Annotated in this window: 15 protein-coding genes; 10 read left to right on the forward strand and 5 right to left on the reverse strand. The window is 57.4% G+C overall.

The window, feature by feature from the left end; all coding sequences use genetic code 11:
• Window positions 1-194 precede the first annotated feature (194 nt).
• From DDA898_RS18295 to rluA, 3 genes are all read left to right on the forward strand, one after another.
• Window positions 195-2567: a DNA polymerase II gene (locus tag DDA898_RS18295; RefSeq protein WP_038911987.1), complete on the forward strand. Its 2373-nt coding sequence runs from the start codon at window positions 195-197 to the stop codon at window positions 2565-2567.
• Window positions 2568-2838: 271 nt separating this feature from the next.
• Window positions 2839-5742, forward strand: coding sequence for an RNA polymerase-associated protein RapA (rapA, locus tag DDA898_RS18300; protein WP_038911988.1), 2904 nt, complete (start codon window positions 2839-2841; stop codon window positions 5740-5742).
• 64 nt (window positions 5743-5806) lie between these two features.
• A complete protein-coding gene (rluA, locus tag DDA898_RS18305) occupies window positions 5807-6460 on the forward strand; it encodes a bifunctional tRNA pseudouridine(32) synthase/23S rRNA pseudouridine(746) synthase RluA (RefSeq protein WP_038911989.1) in 654 nt (217 codons plus the stop codon).
• 63 nt (window positions 6461-6523) lie between these two features.
• Here the strand turns inward: rluA and djlA are convergent, their stop codons facing one another.
• Entirely contained in the window at window positions 6524-7504 is a 981-nt protein-coding gene (gene djlA, locus DDA898_RS18310) for a co-chaperone DjlA (RefSeq protein ID WP_038902112.1), read from the reverse strand.
• 150 nt (window positions 7505-7654) lie between these two features.
• Between djlA and lptD the strand changes: the two genes are divergently transcribed.
• The 6 genes from lptD to apaH all read left to right on the forward strand — a co-directional run bounded on the left by lptD (window position 7655) and on the right by apaH (window position 14515).
• Complete coding sequence (gene lptD, locus DDA898_RS18315) at window positions 7655-10066, forward strand: LPS assembly protein LptD (protein ID WP_081639264.1); 2412 nt, start codon at window positions 7655-7657, stop codon at window positions 10064-10066.
• A 111-nt stretch (window positions 10067-10177) separates the two neighbouring features.
• Window positions 10178-11470 carry a peptidylprolyl isomerase SurA gene (gene surA / locus DDA898_RS18320; protein WP_038911990.1) on the forward strand — a complete coding sequence of 431 codons (1293 nt, stop codon included), beginning with the start codon at window positions 10178-10180 and terminating at the stop codon, window positions 11468-11470.
• On the forward strand, window positions 11470-12471 hold the full coding sequence (pdxA, locus tag DDA898_RS18325; RefSeq protein WP_038911991.1) for a 4-hydroxythreonine-4-phosphate dehydrogenase PdxA: 1002 nt from the start codon (window positions 11470-11472) through the stop codon (window positions 12469-12471). The genes surA and pdxA overlap by 1 nt, the downstream gene beginning before the upstream one ends.
• The gene (gene rsmA, locus DDA898_RS18330; protein ID WP_013319512.1) at window positions 12464-13282 is read left to right on the forward strand and encodes a 16S rRNA (adenine(1518)-N(6)/adenine(1519)-N(6))-dimethyltransferase RsmA; all 819 of its coding nucleotides are present in this window, start codon (window positions 12464-12466) and stop codon (window positions 13280-13282) included. Before pdxA ends, rsmA begins: the two co-directional genes overlap by 8 nt.
• Window positions 13283-13297: 15 nt before the next feature.
• Complete coding sequence (apaG, locus tag DDA898_RS18335; protein ID WP_013319513.1) at window positions 13298-13675, forward strand: Co2+/Mg2+ efflux facilitator ApaG/CorD; 378 nt, start codon at window positions 13298-13300, stop codon at window positions 13673-13675.
• A gap of 6 nt (window positions 13676-13681) precedes the next feature.
• Window positions 13682-14515, forward strand: a complete 834-nt coding sequence (gene apaH / locus DDA898_RS18340; protein WP_038911992.1) for a bis(5'-nucleosyl)-tetraphosphatase (symmetrical) ApaH — start codon at window positions 13682-13684, stop codon at window positions 14513-14515.
• Between the two features lie 163 nt (window positions 14516-14678).
• On the opposite strand, the gene DDA898_RS18345 is transcribed toward apaH, so the two are convergent.
• The 4 genes from DDA898_RS18345 to DDA898_RS18360 all read right to left on the reverse strand — a co-directional run bounded on the left by DDA898_RS18345 (window position 14679) and on the right by DDA898_RS18360 (window position 18451).
• Window positions 14679-15749 (reverse strand): acyltransferase family protein, encoded by a 1071-nt coding sequence (locus tag DDA898_RS18345; RefSeq protein ID WP_038912649.1) that lies wholly within the window; start codon window positions 15747-15749, stop codon window positions 14679-14681.
• An 874-nt stretch (window positions 15750-16623) separates the two neighbouring features.
• On the reverse strand, window positions 16624-17106 hold the full coding sequence (gene folA / locus DDA898_RS18350; RefSeq protein ID WP_038911993.1) for a type 3 dihydrofolate reductase: 483 nt from the start codon (window positions 17104-17106) through the stop codon (window positions 16624-16626).
• Between the two features lie 107 nt (window positions 17107-17213).
• Window positions 17214-17684 (reverse strand): threonine/serine exporter, encoded by a 471-nt coding sequence (locus DDA898_RS18355; protein ID WP_013319517.1) that lies wholly within the window; start codon window positions 17682-17684, stop codon window positions 17214-17216.
• Window positions 17669-18451 (reverse strand): threonine/serine exporter family protein, encoded by a 783-nt coding sequence (locus DDA898_RS18360; RefSeq protein ID WP_013319518.1) that lies wholly within the window; start codon window positions 18449-18451, stop codon window positions 17669-17671. Before DDA898_RS18360 ends, DDA898_RS18355 begins: the two co-directional genes overlap by 16 nt.
• Window positions 18452-18612: 161 nt before the next feature.
• On the opposite strand from DDA898_RS18360, the gene DDA898_RS18365 reads away from it, so the two are divergent.
• Window positions 18613-19227, forward strand: a complete 615-nt coding sequence (locus DDA898_RS18365) for a LysE family translocator (RefSeq protein WP_038902781.1) — start codon at window positions 18613-18615, stop codon at window positions 19225-19227.
• Window positions 19228-19246 lie beyond the last annotated feature (19 nt).

The following is a 19246-nucleotide window of genomic DNA, read 5'->3' on the forward strand; positions in this document are numbered from 1 at the left end:
GCAATTATTTCCGGAATAGTTTCGTTTTCATCGTTTTATTCTGAATGGAATACCTTCAGGTTAAATAAACATTCCTAACAACAATGCAACACCGTGGTCTGGCAATAACGGTATGGAGAATGAAACTGGACAAGTACTGTATGTATATACATAATTCATCGTATTGTTTCACTGCTTCCTCTGACTAACACCTCATGACTCCTTCACCACCGCGTCAGGGATTCGTACTCACCCGCCACTGGCAGGACACGCCCGCTGGGGTTCAGGTCGAATGCTGGCTGGCGACCGATAACGGCCCCTGCCGGGTCAGGCTATCTCCGCAGCAGGCGGTGGCGTTTGTGCCGATGCGCCATCAGGCGCGGATTACCCAGTTGTTGAGCGGTGAAAGGCACTGGCAACTGCGGCCGCTGGCACTGAAAAACTTCCACCACGAGCCGCAGCTCGGGCTCTATTGCCTGCAATACCGTCAATTGTTGCGTCTGGAAAAGAAACTGCAGGAAGCGGGGATTCCGGTGTACGAAGCGGATATCCGCCCGCCGGAGCGGTTTCTGATGGAACGCTTTATTACCGCCCCAGTCTGGTTCAGCGGCGAGGAAACCGCCGACGGCCTGATCGATCAGGTCAGGCTGAAGCCGGCGCCCGACTATCGTCCGCCGCTGAAAACCGTGTCGCTGGATATCGAAACCAGCCGTCACGGCGAGCTGTACTGCATCGGTCTGGAAGGCTGCGGTCAGCGTCAGGTGTTTATGCTGGGGCCGGAGAACGGTAACGCCGACGATGCCGGCGACCTGACGCTGGAATACGTCGCCAGTCGCCCGCAACTGCTGGAAAAACTCAATCACTGGCTACAGACCTACGATCCGGATGTGATCATCGGCTGGAATCTGGTGCAGTTCGACCTGCGGGTACTGCAACAGCACGCCGAACGCTATCGCATTCCGCTACGGCTCGGGCGCGGCGGTCAGGAAATGGAATGGCGCGAGCACGGCTACCGGCAGGGGCACTTTTTCGCCGGCGCGCCGGGTCGATTGATCGTCGATGGCATCGAAGCGCTGAAGTCCGCCACCTGGAACTTTGCCTCGTTCAGCCTGGAATTTGTCGCTCAGTCGCTGCTGGGCGAAGGCAAGGCCAGCGACAATCCCTACCAACGGCTGGAAGAAATCGAACAGCGCTTTCAACAGGATAAGCCGGCGCTGGCGCGCTACAACCTGAAAGACTGTGAACTGGTGACGCGCATCTTCGAGAAAACCCATCTGATGCCTTTTCTGCTGGAGCGCGCCAGCGTCACCGGGCTGGCGGCGGACCGCAGCGGCGGCTCGGTGGCGGCGTTCACCCACCTTTACCTGCCGCGGATGCACCGGGCTGGATTCGTGGCGCCCAATCTCGGCGAGGTGCCGCCGGAAGCCAGCCCCGGCGGCTACGTGATGGACTCCCGTCCCGGTCTGTATGATTCGGTGCTGGTGCTGGACTACAAAAGCCTGTATCCCTCCATCATCCGCACGTTTTTGATCGACCCGATCGGCCTGGTGACCGGTTTGCAGCAGCCCGACGAGCAACATGCGGTAGAGGGCTTTCGCGGCGCCTGGTTCTCCCGTCGCCACCATTGTCTGCCCGCCATCGTGGAAGGCATCTGGCATGAACGCGACCTCGCCAAACAGCACAACAACAAACCGCTGTCGCAGGCGCTGAAAATCATCATGAATGCGTTTTACGGCGTGCTGGGGTCCAGCGGCTGTCGCTTTTTCGATCCGCGCCTCGCTTCCTCCATCACCCTGCGCGGCCATGAGATCATGCGCCAGACCCGCTCCCTGATCGAAGCCAGAGGCTATCAGGTGATTTACGGCGATACCGACTCCACCTTCGTCTGGCTTAAGCGCGCCCACAGTGAGGACGACGCGAACATCATCGGTCATGAACTGGTGGCTTACATCAACGACTGGTGGCAGCAACATCTGCACCAGCAACACGGGCTGGCCAGCGCGCTGGAGATGGAGTACGAAACTCATTTTCACCGCTTTCTGATGCCCACCATCCGCGGCGCCGAATTGGGCAGCAAAAAACGCTACGCCGGCATGACCATTAACGCGCAGGGCGAACAGATGGTGTTCAAAGGGCTGGAAACGGTACGTTCCGACTGGACGCCGCTGGCGCAGCAATTCCAGCAACAGCTTTACCAGCGCGTCTTCCACCGCGAACCGTATCAGGAGTGGGTGCGGGAGTACGTAGAAAAGACGCTGAACGGCGAGCACGACGACCTGCTGGTGTACCGCAAACGCCTGCGCCACAAGCTGAGCGACTATCAGCGCAACGTGCCGCCGCAGGTACGCGCCGCCAGAATGGCCGACGATTACAACCGCCAGCATGACCGACCGTTGCAATACCAGAGCGGCGGCTGGATAAGCTACGTCATCACGGTGAATGGCCCGGAACCGCTGGAAAATCGCCGCTCGCCGCTGGATTACAGTCACTACGTGGAAAAACAGCTGCAACCGGTAGCCGATGCTATTCTGCCTTTCATTCACGATGATTTTGCTACACTGGTTACCGGACAGATGGGGCTATTTTAGTAATCCGATGGTGCCTGACAGGTGACGAACAGGCTACCATCCAGTACCATAGCGCCCTTTCAAAAATATCAGGCGTGGGTCCACGTCTGTCTGTTAGACAACGGTCAATTAAACAACCGGAATACCCGGGGCGCTCCCCCACACCCGCATCACAGGCTGTGCCCGACATCACGACTGTCGCGCAGGGCGGGTCAGGTATTGCCGGGCGCAAGGGTCGGCGGCCCTTTGCCCAGACATTCTCCGACAACGACGAGTATCGAGCTTAGAATTTATGCCTTTTACACTTGGTCAACGCTGGATCAGCGATACAGAAAGCGATTTAGGATTGGGTACGGTGGTGGCGATAGACGCCCGCATGGTCACTCTGCTGTTTCCGGCCAGTGGCGAAAACCGCCTCTATTCCAGAAATGACGCCCCCATTACCCGTGTCATGTTCAATCCCGGCGATACCATTACCAGCCACGAAAACTGGCAGTTACAGGTGGAGGATGTTCGTGACGAGGATGGCCTGCGCACCTATATCGGCCAACGGCTGGACACCGATGAACCCGCCGAACTGCGGGAAGTGTTCCTCGACAGCAAGCTGACGTTCAATAAACCGCAGGATCGGCTGTTCGCCGGTCAAATCGACCGGATGGATCGCTTTGCGCTGCGTTACCGCGCGCACCGTCACCAGCTCGAACAGGCGTTGCAGCCGTGGGGCGGGCTGCGCGGCATGCGCGCCAGCCTGATTCCGCATCAGTTGCACATCGCCCGCGAAGTGGGCCAACGCCACGCGCCGCGTGTGTTGCTGGCGGACGAAGTGGGCTTGGGCAAAACCATCGAAGCCGGCATGATTATCCACCAGCAGTTGCTGGCGGGCCGGGCGGAACGCGTACTGATCGTGGTGCCGGAAACGCTGCAACACCAGTGGCTGGTGGAAATGCTGCGCCGCTTCAACCTGCTGTTCTCGCTGTTTGACGATGAGCGCTACGCCGAAGCCCGCCTTGACAGCGACAATCCGTTTGAAACTGAGCAGTTGATCATCTGTTCGCTGGATTTTGTACGTCGCAACCCGTCCCGTTTCGAACAACTGCTGGACGCCGACTGGGACCTGCTGGTGGTGGACGAAGCGCACCATCTGGTATGGAGCGAAGACGCGCCCAGCGCCGGATACAAGGCGGTTGAGCGTCTGGCGCGCGCCATCCCCGCGGTGCTGCTGCTGACCGCGACGCCGGAACAATTGGGTCAGGAGAGCCATTTTGCCCGTCTGCGGCTGCTCGATCCGAACCGCTTCCATGACTACCACGAGTTTATCGCCGAACAGCAGCAATACCGCCCGGTGGCCGACGCGGTCACGCTGCTGCTGAGCGGCAACCGTATCAGCGATGGCGAACGCAACGCGCTCGGCGAGATGCTGGGCGAACAGGATATCGAGCCGCTGCTGAAATCCATCGCCAGCGACAGCGAAGACAGCGTCGCGGCGCGTCAGGAACTGATCACCATGCTGATGGACCGCCACGGCACCAGCCGCGTGCTGTTCCGCAACACCCGTCAGGGGGTGAAAGGCTTCCCGAAACGCGAACTGCATCAGATCAAGCTGCCGCTGCCGACACAGTACCAGACGGCTATCCGCGTATCCGGCATCATGAATGCCCGTAAATCCGCCGAAGACTGCGCACGCGACATGCTCTATCCGGAGCAGATCTATCAGCAGTTTGAAGACGACAACGCCACCTGGTGGAGCTTCGATCCGCGCGTCGAATGGATGTTGGATTTTCTGACCAGCCACCGCGACGAGAAAGTGTTGGTGATCTGCGCCAAGGCCGCCACCGCGCTGCAACTGGAGCAGGTGCTGCGCACCCGCGAAGCCATCCGCGCCGCGGTGTTCCACGAGGGGTTGTCGATTCTGGAACGCGACCGCGCCGCCGCTTACTTCGCTTCCGAAGAGGAAGGCGCACAGGTGCTGATCTGTTCCGAGATCGGTTCCGAAGGCCGTAACTTCCAGTTCGCCAGCCACCTGATCATGTTTGATCTACCGTTTAACCCGGATCTGCTGGAACAGCGCATCGGCCGTTTGGACCGTATCGGCCAGAGCCGCGATATCCAGATTCTGGTGCCGTATCTGGAAAATACCGCCCAGGCGCTGCTGGTCCGCTGGTACCACGAAGGGCTGGATGCGTTCGAGCACACCTGCCCGACCGGCCGCTCGATTTATGACAGCCACTACGAGCAACTGATTAACCTGCTCGCCAAACCGTCCGAACAGACGGGGCTGGACGAGTTCATCCACACCTGCCGCCAGCAGCATGACGCGCTGAAAGTCCAACTGGAACAGGGCCGTGACCGCCTGCTGGAGATGCATTCCAACGGCGGCGAACAGGCGCTGGCGCTGGCCGAAGCGATCGCCGAACAGGATAACGACGTCAATCTGGTGAATTTCGCCCTCAACCTGTTCGACATCATCGGTATTCATCAGGACGACCGCAGCGATAACCTGATCGTGCTGACGCCGTCCGACCATATGCTGGTGCCGGATTTCCCCGGCCTGCCGCAGGACGGCTGCACCATCACCTTCGATCGCGATCAGGCGCTATCCCGCGAAGACGCGCAGTTCGTCAGTTGGGAACACCCGCTGATCCGCAACGGGCTGGATCTGATCCTGTCCGGCGACACCGGCAGCTGCGCCGTGTCGCTGCTGAAAAACAAGGCGCTGCCGGTCGGCACCCTGCTGACGGAACTGGTGTACGTGGTGGAAGCGCAGGCGCCGAAGAAACTGCAACTGACCCGCTTCCTGCCGCCGACGCCGATTCGCGTCCTGCTGGACCGCAAAGGCGCCAATCTGGCGGCGCAGGTGGAGTTCGAGAGCTTCAACCGTCAGTTGAGCGCGGTCAATCGCCATACCTCCAGCAAGCTGGTGAACGCGGTGCAGGACGATGTGCATGACATGCTGCAAAAAGCTCAGCCGCTGGTAGAAGCGCAGGCGCAGGCGCTAATCGCCGACGCGCAGCGCAGCGCCGAAACGCAGTTGCGCCGCGAACAGGAGCGGCTGGAAGCGCTCAAGGCGGTCAACCCGAACATCCGTGACGACGAACTGGAGGCGCTGGAAGAACAGCGCGAGCAGGTACTGCTCAACCTGCAGCAGGCCAACTGGCGTCTCGATGCCATCCGTCTGGTGATGGTGGCGCACCAGTAAGCCCCATCGGTTGTCTATATACTTCGCGGCAAGGCCTGCCCTTGCCGCGATGCCGGAGCCATTCATGGAACCCTACAACCCACCCCGCGATCCCTGGCTGCACATCCTGTATCAGGATCAGCACATCATGGTGGTGAACAAACCCAGCGGACTGCTCTCCGTTCCCGGCCGCGCCGAGGAACACAAGGACAGCATTATGACCCGCATTCAGGCCGACTTTCCCGCCGCCGAATCCGTCCATCGTCTGGACATGGCGACCAGCGGCGTGATGGTGGTGGCGCTGACCAAAGCGGCGGAACGGGAACTGAAACGCCAGTTCCGCGAACGGGAGCCGAAGAAATCCTACATCGCCCGCGTCTGGGGCCATCTGGAACAGGATGACGGGCTGGTGGACCTGCCGCTGATTTGCGACTGGCCGAACCGCCCAAAACAAAAAGTCTGTTTTGAACAGGGCAAGCCCGCCCAAACCGGCTATGTCGTGTTATCACGGGACAGCGACGGCACCACCCGCGTGAAGCTGATGCCGATCACCGGCCGCTCGCACCAGTTGCGCGTCCACATGCTGGCGCTGGGCCACCCGATTCTCGGCGACGGGTTCTACGCCCACCCGCAGGCGAAAGCCATGGCGCCCCGCTTGCTGCTGCACGCGCAGGAACTGGCGATCGCCCATCCGGCGTTTAACACGCCGATGCATTTTCGCTGCGAAGCGGATTTCTGATACGCACGTTGGGCAGGAAACAAGGGTTAACGACAGCCGGACAGACTATCAAAGGAAGAGAAATCAGCGGGAAAACTTGTTGATTTTGAGAAACTCATAGGCGGCCTGAATATCCTGCGCTTTGCGCTTGGCCATTTCAATCATGCGCGGCGACAGGCCCTTACCCATCATCTTATCGGGGTGGTGTTCGCTCATCAGTTTACGATAAGCTCGTTTCACCGTGGCGGCGTCATCGCTGCTGCGCACTCCCAGCGTGCGGCAGGCGCTTTCAACCGTCGGCCCATACGACGACACCGGCGGCCGCTGACCGTAAGACTGCCCGCCATACGACTGATTGCGCCGCTGGTAAGATTTGTTGCCCTGACGCGATGACTGATGGCTGTTCTGCCGTGACTGATAGTTGTTGTTCTGGCGAGACTGATGGTTGTTGTTCTGACGAGACTGATAGTTATTGCCCTGCCGCGACTGGTAACCGCTGCCGTTGCTCTGCTTTGATGACTGGTGGTTGCCGCGTTCCATATTACGCATGAACAACTCGAACTGTTCGCGGGTCACGCCCAGCTCATCGGCGAACAGGTACAGCAACCGGCGCTCGCTAGGGTGCAGTGCGCCGTCGACAAACGCCACCTGCAGTTGAATCTCCAGAAACATCCGGATCAAATCAAAGCGGCCGATACAGGCGTCGCGCAATTTGCGCAGTTTGCTGCGTACCGGAAACTGGCTGGCTTTGCCTTCCCGGAACGCCTGTTGCGCGGCATTGCGCGCCTCGCCACGCAGTTCCAGCCGGTCCATCATGGTGGTGGCGATACGGATATCGGATTCCGTCACCCGGCCTTTCGACTTAGCCAGGTGCCCCATCGCCTGAAAGGTTGTCAGACAAAACAGCGCCTGGCGGGTAGCTTGCGCGGTAAAAAAGTCGCGCCGACGGGATGCACGGGCTCTGTCAAGCAAATGACCCAACAACAGTCCGATTATCAATCCGCCGATACCGGCGCTGGACGCAATCCCCAGCGCTAGCCCCAGCAACTTTCCCCAATACCGCATATACTCCTCAAATCCCCATGCCGTCGGCCAAAAATTGCTTTATCATACCTGTCATTTATCTTTGCTCCTAACGGCAACGCATAGAAAATGGCGGGGATTTTGCACTGGCGCCACGCCGGTGGCTGATATAGTCTCTGACCGTTTGCCGGCATGACGCCCTTGATGACGGAACACCAGATACCGCGTATGAAAAAAAGTTTTCCAACCCTGCTGGCCTCATTAATTTGGTCGGCGCTGTACAGCCAGCAGGCGCTGGCCGATCTCGCCTCTCAGTGTATGTCGGGCGTTCCCGTATATAATCGCCCGCTGGTCACCGGCGACACCAGCCAGTTGCCGGTGCATATCAAAGCCGATCAGTCGCAGGCTAATTACCCGGATAGCGCTGTTTTTACGGGTAACGTCAACGTCGAGCAGGGTAATCGCGTGCTCACCGCAGATCAGGTACAGCTGCACCAGAAGCCGCAGCCCGGTCAGGCCGACCCTATCCGCACCGTTACCGCGATCGGCAACGCGCATTACGATGACAACCAGGTCATCCTGAAAGGCCCGCGAGCCTGGTCCAACCTCAACACCAAAGATACCGACGTGGAAAACGGCGACTATCTGATGGTGGGCCGTCAGGGGCGCGGCGATGCCGACAAGATGAAACAGCGTGAAAACAACCGTTACACCATTCTGGATAACGGCTCGTTTACCTCCTGTTTGCCCGGTGATGATAGCTGGAGTGTCGTCGGTTCGGAAGTGATCCAGGACCGGCAGGAAGAAGTGGCTGAAATCTGGAACGCCCGCTTCCACATCGCCGGCGTTCCCGTGTTCTACAGCCCTTACATGCAGTTGCCTATTGGCGATAAGCGCCGTTCCGGTTTTCTGATCCCCAATGCCAAATACGGTAATCGCAATGGCTTTGAACTGATCACCCCTTACTACTGGAACATCGCCCCCAACTACGACGCCACCATCACGCCGCATGTGCAGACCAACCGCGGCATCCAGTGGCAGAACGAGTTCCGTAATCTGTCCCGTTTTGGTTTCAGCGTGTTCGAATTCGACTGGCTGCAGAACGACAGACAGTATAAAAGCGATGTCCTCTCCGGCAAATCCGGCTATGCCGCCGACGATAACTACACCCGTTGGCTGTTCCACTGGATGCACAGCGGCGTTGTCGATCAGGTCTGGCGTATCAACGTCGATTACACCAAGGTCAGCGATCAGAACTATTTCACCGACCTGGATTCGGTTTACGGCAACACCACCGACGGCTACGCCACCCAGAAGTTCAGCCTGGGTTACGCCACCCGCAACTGGGACGCCACGCTGTCGACGCGCCAGTATCAGATCTTCAGCAACCTGGCTAATCGGGACGTCTACCGGGCGATGCCGCAGTTGGATATCAACTTCGCCAAGAATGATATCGGCCCCTTTGACTTATACCTGTACGGTCAGGCGGCGAAGTTTACTAACGTCAACCCCACTTATCCGGATGCAACCCGGCTCCATATCGAGCCGACGCTGTCGCTGCCGATTTCCAACGGCTGGGCCAGTCTGAGCACCGAAGCCAAGTTGATGGCCACCCACTATCAGCAAGAGAATCTGGATACATATTTGGCTAATCACGCCGACAATGCGGATGCTACGTTGTTGAAAGGCACTGTGAATCGCGTGATGCCGCAGTTCAAAACCGACGGCAAGATGGTGTTTGAACGCGACATGGATTGGGCCAAAGGCTACACCCAGACGCTGGAGCCGCGGGTGCAATACCTGTACGTGCCGTACCGGGATCAGTCATCCATTCGCACCTATGACTCCACGTTGCTGCAGGCGGATTACGCCGGTCTGTTCCGCGATCGCACCTTCAGTGGTCTGGATCGCATCGCGTCCGCCAATCAGGTATCGACCGGCATGACCACCCGTTTGTACGACGGCTCGCTGGAAGAACGCTTCAACGCGTCGCTGGGGCAGATTTATTACTTTGAACGTCCACGCACCGGCACCGCATCCACCATTGACCAGAACGATGATCGTGGCAGCCTGAGCTGGGCGGGAGACTCGTACTGGAAGTTCGCCGACAACTGGGGTATCCGGGGCGGCGCACAGTATGATCAACGCCTGAAGGACTTCACGCTCGGCGATGCCGTGCTGGAATACCGTGGCGGCGGCGAACGTATGTTCCAGTTGAACTACCGTTTCGCCAGTTCAAAATATATTCAGGCTATGTTGCCGACCGTGACAAACCCAGGCTTCCAGCAGGGCATTTCCCAGGTTGGCGCCACCGCCAGCTGGCCGCTGACGGATCGCTGGGCTATCGTGGGCGCTTACTACTACGATACCAAAGCCAACCAACCGGCCGACCAGTTGCTGGGTCTGCAATACAATACCTGCTGCTGGGCGGTTAACGTCGGCTATGAGCGCAAAATCACCAAGTGGAACAGCACCACCAATCAAAGCGTTTACGACAACAAGATCGGCTTTAGCTTTGAACTGCGCGGCCTGAGCAGCAATTATGGTCTGGGTACGGACAAAATGCTGAAAACCGGTATTTTGCCTTACCAGCGCGCGTTCTGATGGTGCGTTATGAATAATGTAACGCCGGGAACTCTGGCGGCAATAAACGTCTAATGACCGGTAGCGATTAAACATTTAACCCGCCCTGGCGGAAAAATTAACGGGAAAGGTATGAAGAACTGGAGAGCGCTTGTTCTGGGGCTGGCACTGAGTGCCAACATGGCGTTTGCGGCGCCGCAGGAGGTCAACAAGATCGCCGCGGTCGTCGACAACAGTGTGGTTCTGGAAAGCGATATCAATAGCCTGTTGCAGTCCGTCAAGTTGAACGCGCAAGAAGCCGGTCAACAGTTGCCGGACGACGCTACGCTCCGTCACCAGATTCTGGAGCGCTTGATCATGGATAACATCATCCTGCAGATGGCGCAGAAGATGGGCGTTCAGGTCACCGACGAGCAATTGGATCGTTCTATCGCCAACATCGCCGCGCAGAACCGCATGAGCGTGGACCAGTTGCGCAGCCGTCTGGCAGCCGAAGGCGTCAGCTTTGATACCTACCGCAGCCAGATTCGCAAAGACATGATCATTGCCGAAGTGCGTAACAGCGAAGTGCGCCGTCGTGTCACCGTGCTGCCGCAGGAAGTGGATTCGCTGGCCCAGCAGATTGCCAGCCAGGGAGCGAGCGGCCCCGAGGTCAACCTGAGCCAGATTCTGATCCCGCTGCCGGAAAACCCGACGCAGGATCAGGTCGACAAGGCGGAAAGCCTGGCTAATCGTCTGGTGAAAGAAGCCTCGCAGGGCGCCGACTTCGGTAAACTGGCTATCACCTACTCCGCCGATCCGCAGGCGCTGAAAGGCGGACAAATGGGCTGGGGCCGTCCGCAGGAATTGCCGTCGCTGTTCGCCGAACGTCTGACCAATCCGCAGAAAGGCCAGGTTATCGGGCCGATCCGCTCCGGCGTTGGTTTCCATATTCTGCGCGTCAACGACACCCGCGGCGGCGATCAGTCCGTATCGGTGACCGAAGTACACGCCCGCCACATTCTGCTGCGCACCTCGGTGGTCATGAACGATGCACAGGCCAGAGCCAGACTGGAAGATATCGCCAGCCAGATCAAAAGCGGCAAGTTAAGCTTCGCCAACGCCGCCAAACAGCTGTCGCAGGATCCGGGCACCGCCAATCAGGGCGGCGATCTGGGTTGGTCATCGCCGGACATGTATGACCCGTCATTCCGCGACGCGTTGACCCAATTGAAGAAAGGCGAAATCAGCGCGCCGGTGCATTCCTCCTTCGGCTGGCACCTGATTCAGTTGCTGGATACCCGTCAGGTGGACAAGACCGACGCCGCCCAGAAAGATCGCGCCTATCGCATGCTGTTTAACCGTAAATTCGCCGAGGAAGCGCAAACCTGGATGCAGGAAAAACGCGCCGCGGCTTACGTGAAAATCCTGAACGGGCAGAACTGATGCCGACTGAAACGCAGGTGCAGCGAGTGGTGATCACACCCGGCGAACCCGCCGGGATTGGTCCTGATCTGGTTGTAGCGCTGGCGCAGCAAAACTGGCCGGTGGAACTGGTGGTGTGCGCTGACGCCGAGCTGCTGTTGAGCCGCGCGCTGGCGCTGAAACTGCCGCTGACATTGCGTGAGTACCAGCCGCACCAGCGGGCGCAGGCGCAAACCGCCGGCACACTGACGCTGCTGCCGGTCGTCGCCGACGCCACCGTGGTGCCGGGGCAACTGAACGTGGCGAACAGCCGCTATGTGCTGGATACGCTGACCCGCGCCTGCGACGGCTGCCTGAATGGCGACTTCGCCGCGCTGATCACCGGGCCGGTGCACAAGGGCATCATCAACGAGTCCGGTATTCCGTTTTCCGGTCACACTGAATTTTTCGCTGAGCGCAGTCACTGCGCGCGCGTGGTGATGATGCTGGCGACCGAGGAGCTGCGCGTCGCGCTGGCGACCACCCATCTGCCGCTAAAAGCCGTCTCGGACGCTATTACCCGCGACAGCCTGCACGAAGTCATCACCATTCTGCATCGGGACTTGCAGCGCAAGTTCGGCCTCGCCCAACCGGTCATCTACGTCTGCGGCCTGAATCCGCACGCCGGCGAAGGCGGCCACATGGGGCGTGAAGAACTGGATGTGATTATTCCGGCGCTGGATGAACTACGTCAGTCCGGTATCCAGTTGGTCGGCCCGCTGCCGGCCGATACCCTGTTCCAACCCAAGTATCTCGAACACGCCGATGCCGTACTGGCGATGTATCACGATCAGGGCCTGCCGGTACTGAAATATCAGGGCTTCGGCCGGGCCGTCAACATCACGCTGGGGCTGCCGTTTATCCGCACGTCCGTCGACCATGGTACCGCGCTGGAACTTGCCGGCAGCGGTCAGGCCGATCCGGGTAGCTTCCGCACCGCATTGAATCTCGCTCTACATATGATTGCTAACCGTAATGAATAATCGCGTCCATCAAGGCCACTTCGCCCGTAAGCGTTTCGGCCAAAATTTTCTTAACGATCAGTTTGTGATCGACAGTATTGTTTCCGCCATCCACCCGCAGCCGGGTCAGGCGATAGTGGAAATCGGCCCCGGCCTGGGGGCGCTCACCATCCCGGTCGGCGAGCGTATCGACAGCTTTACCGTGGTGGAGCTGGACCGCGATCTGGCCGCCCGGCTGGAGGTTCACCCCACGCTCAGAGACAAGCTGACCATCATCCAGCAGGACGCAATGACGGTGGACTTCGCCGCGTTGTCACAACAGGCGGGACAACCGCTGCGGGTTTTTGGTAACCTGCCGTATAATATTTCGACACCGCTGATGTTCCACCTGTTCAGCTATACTCAGGCTATTCGCGACATGCACTTCATGTTGCAGAAAGAGGTGGTCAACCGGCTGGTGGCAGGGCCGGACAGCAAGGCTTATGGTCGGCTGAGCGTGATGGCGCAGTACTATTGTCAGGTCATTCCGGTGCTTGAAGTGCCGCCGACGGCCTTCAAACCGGCTCCTAAAGTGGATTCCGCGGTGGTGCGTCTGGTGCCGCACACCACATCGCCTTATCCGGCGGTGGATACGCGAATTCTGAGCCGGATTACCACGGAAGCCTTTAATCAGCGACGCAAAACGCTGCGTAACAGCCTGGGCAACCTGTTCACACCGGAGCAATTGACCGCGCTGGAGGTGGACCCGAACGTCCGGGCGGAAAACGTCACCATTACGCAGTATTGTCGTCTGGCCGAGTGGCTGACCGCGCATCCCACATCGCAGGAATAAGCTGGAGTTGTCGTCATGATGAACGCCCCCCGAGTGTGTATACAGGTTCAAAGCTTCTACGTTGAAGCGCAGTCCCAGCCAGAAGAAGGGCGTTTCGTCTTCGCTTATACCATCACTATTCGCAATCTGGGTCGTCATGACGTCAAACTGCTCAGCCGTTACTGGACGATTACCAACGGCAACGGCAAGCAAACCGAAGTTCAGGGCGAAGGCGTGATTGGCCTTCAGCCCGTCATTCAGCCGGGCAACGAATTCCAATACACCAGCGGCGCCATTCTGGAAACGCCGATGGGCACCATGGAAGGCCATTACCAGATGATTGACCATCAGGGTGAAACATTTCAGGTCCCCATTACGGTATTCCGCCTGGCCATCCCCTCACTGATACACTGAAAGATTATGGCTACCTATCTTGTCGGCGACGTTCACGGCTGCGCCATCGAACTCAAAGCGCTGCTGGCGCAAGTCGCCTTTGACCCCGAGCATGACACTCTGTGGTTGACCGGCGATCTGGTCGCCCGCGGTCCCGATTCGCTGGAAGTGCTGCGCTATGTCCGTTCGCTGGGCGACGCGGTGCGCATGGTGCTCGGCAACCACGATTTGCATCTGCTGGCGGTGTACGCCGGCATCAGCCGCAACAAACCCAAGGATCGCCTGGATCCGCTGCTGTCGGCGCCGGATGCGGACGAGCTGATCAACTGGCTACGCCGCCAGCCGCTGCTGCAGGTGGACGAGGAACGCAAGCTGGTGATGTCCCATGCCGGCATCACGCCGCAGTGGGATCTGGACACCGCCAAAATGTGCGCGCGGGAAGTGGAAGCGATCCTCAGCAGCGATAGCTACCCACTGTTTCTGGACGCGATGTACGGTGACATGCCGAACCACTGGAGTCCGGAACTGAGCGGGCTGGCGCGTCTGCGGTTCAGCACCAACGTATTTACCCGCATGCGCTACTGCTTCTCCGGCGGCCAGCTCGACATGCTGTGCAAGGAAGCGCCGTCGCAGGCGCCGTCCTTGTTGAAACCCTGGTTCGAACTGCCGGGACCGGTATCGGCCGAATACGCCATCGCGTTCGGCCACTGGGCGTCGCTGGAAGGTAGAGGCACGCCGGAAGGCATCTACGCGCTGGATACCGGCTGCTGCTGGGGAGGCGCGCTCACCGGCCTGCGCTGGGAAGACCAGCGCTACTTCACCCAACCGTCGCTGACGGCCCCGGAAACCGACGCCATTTGATGTATCCGGCGGCGGTTGTCGCCGGATATCGCACGCCTGCCCCGATCTACAACATTACGCCCCGATCACACCGCCGTCTTCTCGGGTGAACATGATGACCAAAGTCGATGCTGGACTAAGCGGGCCGATCGCTACCATCCAGCCATGCCGATATCGCCAAAGCTCAATGCTGATAAGGTTTCCTCATCACAGATAAAATTGCCGCTACCTTTTTTCCTGCCCGAATCGAAGGCGTTTCAATCCATGTGAACATAACTGATGACATTAGGATACTGCCGGCAATAGAGAGCATAAATATTGCCATTCTTTCGATAGATGTCGCTGAGTCTGATAAATGGTTTTTTAAAAAAACCATTACAGGATAATGAACGAGATAAAGTGAATAGGAGATGCCCCCGAGAAAAGTCAGTATCCGACTATTTCCTGTCTCATTGTTACCATTCAGTATAATGGCCGAAATCATGATAACCAACGCCAACCAGAAACCGCCACTCAAGCCAAAAACCTGTGGACCAACAATAACAGCACCAGCTGCTGCAGCAGCGAAGGCTATTTTCGCAACGGTCCGGCTGCAAGGTGATTTATTGATTCTCCCCCTGATCATTAATTCAGCCAGCAACATACCAGCAATGAATTCAAACATGATGGTATTACTTATTAATTTAATCCAAGCTTGCCACCAGTGTGTAACCATAATATCCGGCGACACCTGTGATGAGAAATTAAAATTGCCGTTGTAGTACAGCTGAAAACCTGTCATGGCGGCCACAAAAACCAGCGTGCAAATGTAGCTGCGATAGCGGTAATTGATGTACATCGATACAGAAAAAATAAAGTAGAACATTATTTCGTAGGATAACGTCCACGGAGGGCCAAGAGCACTGTAGCCGAAGGTTGGTCCTGGCTGGCTGTAATCCTGCAGGCAAAAATAGAGTGTACATGCCATCTGACTAAAACTTCTTTCATTGTACACAAAAATAAAAGAAAACAGCCAAACGAAAAAAAAGACCGGCCATATGCGAAAGAAGCGTTTAACTATAAATGCAACCGGACTGCCAGGTGTATGATAGGTAATGAATGTCATGATAAAACCGCTAATTATAAAAAAAACATCCACACCAAGCGCGCCAGGAATGCGCTTTGTCCACTCACTTCCCAGCATTGAAGAATTATGCGCCACGACTACAAGCAAAGCAGCCAGCCCGCGCAAATACTGAATTGATAAAATTTTCATATACTGACAGTCCTTTATCTCCTTAACCTTTATACCCATCATACTTCAAGGTACCGGTGTGTTGGCGGCGTTCCTGCAACCCGGATAATCTTGGGTATAGCTCCTGAGAATTTATTTATAGGCCATTTTTCAATATTAACATAGCGAAAAATAAAGAAATGCTGGTGACAATGTAAGAGAGTAAAGTAGATAGGGTATAACGCAATCAGCCTGTTTGCTGCCAGGTTTCAGATTCCTTGATAAGTAAGTCGGATTATTAACCTGATGAATAAGCTGAACTTCAGCTTATTCAAATAATGTTCTTCCTGAGTATGACCCGGTTGAAAACAGGAAGGCGGTTCTGGTGTAAGGCTTACACATATAGATACATTAAAATAAAAAAAGAAAAACCCGCTCGATGAGCGGGTCAGATTGCTGACAAACACCTTGATTATCGGTGAGTGGGTTTTTCTGGCGTCCCAAACAGTGCTGAGGTGGACGACTTCGCCGGGTGAGCCGCATGGACGCGGCGAAAGCCCGTGTCGCGTCGGACAAAAACGCCGGGAGCGTTTTTGAACAGCGTTTACGCTGGCCCGTAGGGCGAGCCACATGGATGGGGCGAGTAAACGCGTCACGGGTGGCCCGAGTAGCGAAGTCGAACGCCGAAGGTAGCGCGTAGCGCCACTGTTTAGCCACCAGCCAGTGGTCAAGGAGAGGCGGCGTTTGAGCCTCTCCTTGTCGTGCGTGCGATAAAGTGGCAAAGAAATTATACCGCTTATCCCGCACGAAACTATTCACTGACCGGACAAATTCACAATTCATAAAACAACATGGCTGTTTGTCAACAGCCTCAACCCGCTCGATGAGCGGGTTTGAGATGGCGAATCAGCGGCAATCAACGTCGTTCGAGGATCTCGAAGCAATAGCTGTGGGAATTTTGTTCGTCCGCGTCATGAAACTCGCTAAAAGTGGACACCCACTCGTCCGGCTCGTAATCCGGGAAATGGGTATCACCCTCCACCTCGGCGTCGATGTGGGTCAGATAGAGACGGCCGGCTTGCGGCAACATCTGTTGATAGATACTACCGCCGCCGATCACCATAACTTCGTCTACCTCGCCAGCCGCCACCAGCGCCGCTTCCAGCGAAGCCGCCCAGGTGACGCGGTCATCGTCGCCCGGCTGGCTGCTCACCACAATATTCAACCGCCCCGGCAGCGGCCGACCGATGGAGCGGAACGTGTTGCGCCCCATAATCACGGGCTTGTTGAGCGTATTGCGCTTAAACCACGCCAAATCGGCCGGCAAATGCCACGGCATGGCGTTCTCCATACCGATAACACGATCTACTGCCAATGCGGCAATCAAACTAATCACCATGGTAAAACCCTGCAGGCTACAAAATTGGTGCCACTATACGGAAAGCCCATTGATGCGTCGATATGATTACCGGGTCGCTGCCCAATATTTAAGAGAACACCGAATCCTTATACTCCCGGCCGTTTACGATAAATCCAGATCCCCGGCAACGATAGCCCGATGGAGAGCGCGCCGACGATAAAACTGGCCTTCAGGAAGTTGGTGATCAGCATTTGCATCAACGCTTCGCTGTACCCCTGATGGGAAAGCTGCACCACCGAAATCATCGCCGTGTAGGCTGAAATACCGGGGAACATTGGGATCACCGCCGCAACGGTAAACACTTTGGGATGTGCCAGAAACCAGCGCGACCAGCGAATACCGATGATACCCACCATGATCGACGCCACGAAGGTCGCCCATTCGATGGGGATACCAAAGTGAATCATCAGGAAACGTACGCCGTGCCCCAGCCCGCCCAGCAACGCGCAATAAGGCAATGCCTTCACCGGCACGTTAAATACCATAGCGAACCCTACCGCCGGCACCGCCGCCAGCACCATGTCCTGAATCAACGCCCAAATCAGTTCAATGACCATCCGTGCAGCCCCCATATCGCCATTGCCGTGACCACGCCAATACAGGTCGCCAGCGTCAGCAGGCTGGCCATCGTCCAGCGCGCCAGACCGGTGTTGACATGGCCTTTGAACATATCCGCCACCGCATTGATCAACGGGAAGCCGGGCACCAGCAGCAGCACGCTGGCGGCCATCGCCACGGAGGAGCTGTGCTCCAGACCGGGCACACGCATCAGCAGCCCGGACGCCGACGTCGCCACAAAGGCGGTAATGCAGAAGTTAATCAACGGATTGAGATGCCGGGCGGTCAGCACCTGCCGCACATACATCGCCATGCCGCTGGCGAGCAACGTGACCAGAAACGCATCCCAGCCGCCGCCGTTCAGACGGCTGAAGCAGCCGCACGACAGCGCCACGATCGTCACCATCAGCCAGCGCGGATAACGCAACGGTTTGATATGACTGAAACGCTTTGCCACCCCGTCCACATCCAGCAGCTTATGTTCAGCCATGATCACCACGTGCTGCACTTCGGTCACCACGTGCATATTGATGCCGCGATCCACATTTTTACGGGTGGAGGTCAGGCAATGCCCTTGCATGATGGTGGTCAGCACAATCGCGTTAGCCGAAATCGAGCTTTCCACACTGTCCATCCCCAGCGCAACGCCGAGCCGCGATGACAGCTGCTCGACCAACATACTTTCCGCGCCATGCTGTAACAGCAACAGCGCGCACTGAATACACAACCGGGTAATATCCCGCTGCTGTGTGGTTTCATTTACCATGTTACGTTCCCGTCCCCTGCCTTGAATACAACCACTATAAGCGTGGTTTTTATAAGTTTATTAACATTTCAAATCGATGATTGATAGTGCGAAAAAATGCCACCGACGGTATTATGCCCACCTTTTTCCGTCGGTTCCTTGATTGTCATTCTGAATCCATCATGCTTGAAACCTCTTTATTCGTTGCGACCATCGCCGCGCTGGGGATGATCTCCCCCGGTCCTGACTTCTTTTTAGTGATCAAAAACGCGGTCCGCTACCCGCGGCTGGCCGCCATGATGACCGCCGTCGGCGTGATTGCCGGCGTCGCCACCCACATGGCCTACTGCGTCGCCGGGCTGGCGGTGGTCATCACCACCACGCCCTGGCTGTTTAGCCTGCTGAAATACGTCGGCGCCGCCTACCTGATCTGGCTGGGCATTCAGGCGTTGCGCTCACGCGGCGGCAACACGCTGGATCTGTCCGGCCTGGCGCCACAGCGCGTCGGGCTATGGAAAGCGTTTATTCAGGGCTACCTCTGCAACCTGCTGAACCCGAAAGCCACGCTGTTTTTTCTGGCGGTGTTTACCCAAGTGCTGAGCCTGAATTCCAGCGTTGGTGAAAAACTGTGGTACGCCGGGATCATCTGGGGGCTGACGCTGGTCTGGTGGCCGTTGCTGGTTATCCTGATCCAAAGCGAACCGGTGCGTCGCGGCCTGACCAAAGCCCAGAAGCTAATCGACAAGCTGCTGGGCGGCGTGCTGATCAGCCTCGGCATCAAAGTCGCCTTAAGCTAAACATCCCCCCGGATGCAGA

The sequence above is a fragment of the Dickeya dadantii NCPPB 898 genome, from assembly GCF_000406145.1.
In the GTDB taxonomy this organism is placed as follows: Bacteria; Pseudomonadota; Gammaproteobacteria; order Enterobacterales; family Enterobacteriaceae; genus Dickeya; species Dickeya dadantii.

Excerpts from the sequence above, each read along its gene's own strand:
- DDA898_RS18295 (WP_038911987.1), top strand. The coding sequence starts at position 195 with ATGACTCCTTCACCACCGCGTCAGGGATTCGTACTCACCCGCCACTGG.
- rapA (WP_038911988.1), top strand. The coding sequence starts at position 2,839 with ATGCCTTTTACACTTGGTCAACGCTGGATCAGCGATACAGAAAGCGAT.
- rluA (WP_038911989.1), top strand. The coding sequence starts at position 5,807 with ATGGAACCCTACAACCCACCCCGCGATCCCTGGCTGCACATCCTGTAT.
- djlA (WP_038902112.1), bottom strand. The coding sequence starts at position 7,504 with ATGCGGTATTGGGGAAAGTTGCTGGGGCTAGCGCTGGGGATTGCGTCC.
- lptD (WP_081639264.1), top strand. The coding sequence starts at position 7,655 with ATGACGCCCTTGATGACGGAACACCAGATACCGCGTATGAAAAAAAGT.
- surA (WP_038911990.1), top strand. The coding sequence starts at position 10,178 with ATGAAGAACTGGAGAGCGCTTGTTCTGGGGCTGGCACTGAGTGCCAAC.
- pdxA (WP_038911991.1), top strand. The coding sequence starts at position 11,470 with ATGCCGACTGAAACGCAGGTGCAGCGAGTGGTGATCACACCCGGCGAA.
- rsmA (WP_013319512.1), top strand. The coding sequence starts at position 12,464 with ATGAATAATCGCGTCCATCAAGGCCACTTCGCCCGTAAGCGTTTCGGC.
- apaG (WP_013319513.1), top strand. The coding sequence starts at position 13,298 with ATGATGAACGCCCCCCGAGTGTGTATACAGGTTCAAAGCTTCTACGTT.
- apaH (WP_038911992.1), top strand. The coding sequence starts at position 13,682 with ATGGCTACCTATCTTGTCGGCGACGTTCACGGCTGCGCCATCGAACTC.
- DDA898_RS18345 (WP_038912649.1), bottom strand. The coding sequence starts at position 15,749 with ATGAAAATTTTATCAATTCAGTATTTGCGCGGGCTGGCTGCTTTGCTT.
- folA (WP_038911993.1), bottom strand. The coding sequence starts at position 17,106 with ATGGTGATTAGTTTGATTGCCGCATTGGCAGTAGATCGTGTTATCGGT.
- DDA898_RS18355 (WP_013319517.1), bottom strand. The coding sequence starts at position 17,684 with ATGGTCATTGAACTGATTTGGGCGTTGATTCAGGACATGGTGCTGGCG.
- DDA898_RS18360 (WP_013319518.1), bottom strand. The coding sequence starts at position 18,451 with ATGGTAAATGAAACCACACAGCAGCGGGATATTACCCGGTTGTGTATT.
- DDA898_RS18365 (WP_038902781.1), top strand. The coding sequence starts at position 18,613 with ATGCTTGAAACCTCTTTATTCGTTGCGACCATCGCCGCGCTGGGGATG.